Origin of the sequence: Pseudomonas edaphica (assembly GCF_005863185.1) — a bacterium.
GTDB lineage: Bacteria > Pseudomonadota > Gammaproteobacteria > Pseudomonadales > Pseudomonadaceae > Aquipseudomonas > Aquipseudomonas edaphica.
Map to the genome: position 1 here is coordinate 1 of NZ_VBVZ01000747.1, position 2,704 is coordinate 2,704.

At 59.2% G+C, this 2,704-nt stretch carries 2 protein-coding genes, 1 tRNA gene and 1 pseudogene; 2 read left to right on the forward strand and 2 right to left on the reverse strand.

Annotated elements, in window-relative coordinates; all coding sequences use genetic code 11:
- Nucleotides 1-391: flagellar brake protein (locus tag FEM54_RS29895; RefSeq protein ID WP_171045938.1), on the forward strand; the 391-nt coding region annotated here is incomplete at its 5' end.
- 157 nt (nucleotides 392-548) lie between these two features.
- Here FEM54_RS29895 and FEM54_RS29900 read toward each other — a convergent pair.
- Both FEM54_RS29900 and FEM54_RS29905 read right to left on the reverse strand, forming a co-directional pair.
- A pseudogene (locus FEM54_RS29900) lies at nucleotides 549-1,820 on the reverse strand (MFS transporter); the annotation flags it as partial.
- Nucleotides 1,821-2,102: 282 nt separating this feature from the next.
- A tRNA-Arg gene (locus FEM54_RS29905) sits at nucleotides 2,103-2,179 on the reverse strand.
- 324 nt (nucleotides 2,180-2,503) lie between these two features.
- Between FEM54_RS29905 and FEM54_RS29910 the strand changes: the two genes are divergently transcribed.
- A partial coding sequence (locus FEM54_RS29910) for a hypothetical protein (RefSeq protein ID WP_138453998.1) occupies nucleotides 2,504-2,704 on the forward strand: 201 nt, incomplete at its 3' end.

Consider the following 2,704-nt stretch of genomic DNA (forward strand, 5'->3'; position numbering starts at 1 on the left):
GGTCTACCATCAGCGTCGCAATGCCTTTCGGGCAGCGTTGAAGCTGGCCCAACTGGTAAGCATCGAGCTGGGTGGCGAAAAGCTCAAGGCACCGATCAGCGGCAAACTGCTGGACATCTCCGCCACCGGCTGCAAGCTGCGTTTTGAAGGCGACATTTCCGATCGCCTGCAGCTGGGCCAGGTCTATGACCGCTTTATCGCCGCCCTGCCCTTTGGCAGCATGACCACCTCGGTGGAGCTGCGTTACTTGCACGTCGAAGACAAGATCAACACCACCTTCGCCGGCGTGCGCTTCCATAACATGAGCGGCTTGGTTCAGCGCCAGGTTGAACGTTTTGTGTATCAGTTGCAGCGTGAAGCGCGGCGCTTTGACAAAGACGACGACCTTTAAGCCTTAAAGGCCGTATCAATAAAAACGGGCAGATCCTGATGGGATCTGCCCTACTCAAGTCATGGGGATGCTCGTCCGGCCCCAGAGGCTCCGGCGGCCCTTCAAAAGCCGGTTCATCCGCGGGTTGTTGCGGGTCAGTTTCGATTTCAGGTTCCGGGTCGGGCACCACGCTCTGCATTTGCTCCTGCACCACCGCTTCATCCACCCGCGGGTCAAGGCAGGCCACCAGCGGCGAGCTGGACATGCTGTCGGGCATCGCCACGTGATGCAGCGGCGCATCGTCCACCTGATGCAGGTTAGTCACCGCCTTCGGCCGGATCCGCCATACCAGGACCAATGCACACAGGCTGAAAAAGGCGTACAGCATGTGGCTGCCGAACAGCTTCATCACCACACCCGCCAACAGCGGCCCGACACTCGCGCCGATGCCGTAGGTCACCAGCAACATGGCCGTCAGCGACACGCGGCGATCACCTTCCACATGGTCATTGGAGAACGCCACAGCCAACGGATACAGGCAGAACTGCACCAGCGAACACAGGAAGCCAGCCACAAACAGCACTTCCAGCGGCACTTGGGTCATCACGGCCAATGGCAACGCCGCCACCGCCAGGCACAAGGCAAAGCAGCGAATCAGCAAGGCACGATCATAGCGGTCCGACAACCAACCCAATGGCCACTGCACCAACAGACCGGCAAAGATGCAGCTACCCATGAACAGGCCGACCTGCTCGGTGCTCAAGCCTTGCTGCGAGGCATACAACGGCGCCAGGCCGTAGAACGAGCCAACGATCAGCCCCGCGCCCAGCACCGTACTCAGCGACTGCGGCACACGCTTGATAAAGAAGCGCGGCTCCATAGGCGCAGGGTGCAGAGGCGCCGGGTGAATGCGTCGGGTCATGGCCACCGGCACCAGGCACAAGGCAAAGCACAGCGCCACGAGCATGAGCAATTCGAGGCCAAGCTGCGGGTGCATGACCAGAATCAACTGACCCAATACCAGCCCAAGGTAGGAGGCGATCATATAGCCGCTGAATACCACGCCACGCTGCTTGGCGTCCGCCTGCTCATTGAGCCAGCTTTCGATAACCATGTACTGGCACATCATCCCCAGGCCCACGATCATCCGCAGCACAATCCAGGCCGGCAGCCAGTTGATGAGGCCGTGGCCCAACACCGCCGCGCCGACAATCCCGGCACAGGTGGCATACGCGCGAATATGCCCGACGCGGGCAATCAGGCGATGCCCGATCTTGCCGCCCAGCACCAGGCCGAAGTAGTTGGCCGCCATCAGCGCACCCACCCACAGGCTGTCGACGTGGTCGGCTGCCAGACGCAAGGCAAGGTAAGTGCTGAGCAGGCCGGACCCGATCAACATCATCAAGGAGGCGAAATAAAGGGCTCGAAAAGATTTCCAGATCTGGCGCATCGGCGTTCCGAGCGGCTCCTTGCAGTGAGGGACAGGGCTATCAGCATGATAGTCCGGGGTTGCCGGGAGCGGACAGACGCAGCGGGCCGTTTTCCGGGGAATATTTTGCTTAATCGTTCAGACGCTGCCTGGCCGCATGCAAGGTACATATGCAACGTACAAAAGCGACGAGAAACACACTGCGCACCTGCTGTGAACCCTGACAGGCGGCAAGGTTCGACCGGTGTTGCAGGCACGCACAAAAAAGCCCTGCCAGGACAACCTGTGCAGGGCTTTTGAAGATGGTGTCCCAGGGCCGGTTCGAACGGCCAACCTTCCCCTTAGGAGGGGGATGCTCTATCCAATTGAGCTACTGGGACAAATGACAGCCATCGGGCACGGGGCACAGCGACGGACGGCGTGCATGTTAACGGCCAAGGTGGGTTTTGTCATGTCGTCCGTGGGCTTTTTGAGTGTAGGCCGATCCTTTTCGACCGAGGCCCGCGTTGCCCCGCAGCCACGGGGCCTGGATGCTGTCGTGCAAAATGCACTACCCCAAAATGCCATCATTGCAAATTGCAACCCGACGCCACTTTAAAGTAGACTCAAGTCATTGATTTTAATGAAATAATAGATTGGCACGGGACCTGCAATACTTCTCCTACAAACCCATCCAGCCACGGCGTTTAGCGGAGAACATGACCATGAACAGTGCCCTTCTGTTAGCCCTCAACACCATAGCCTTGGCTGCACTGGTGATGTTTCATTTCCAATCCACCGGCAGTAATGATCCTGCGCAACTTAGCCAGGCCGTGCCGCATCATCTGCAACAACGCCCGCAATTGGCGGTGATGACGCCCAACGCGCAATCGCCGGTACGCCTGACCCAAGGCACCCAGACTGCA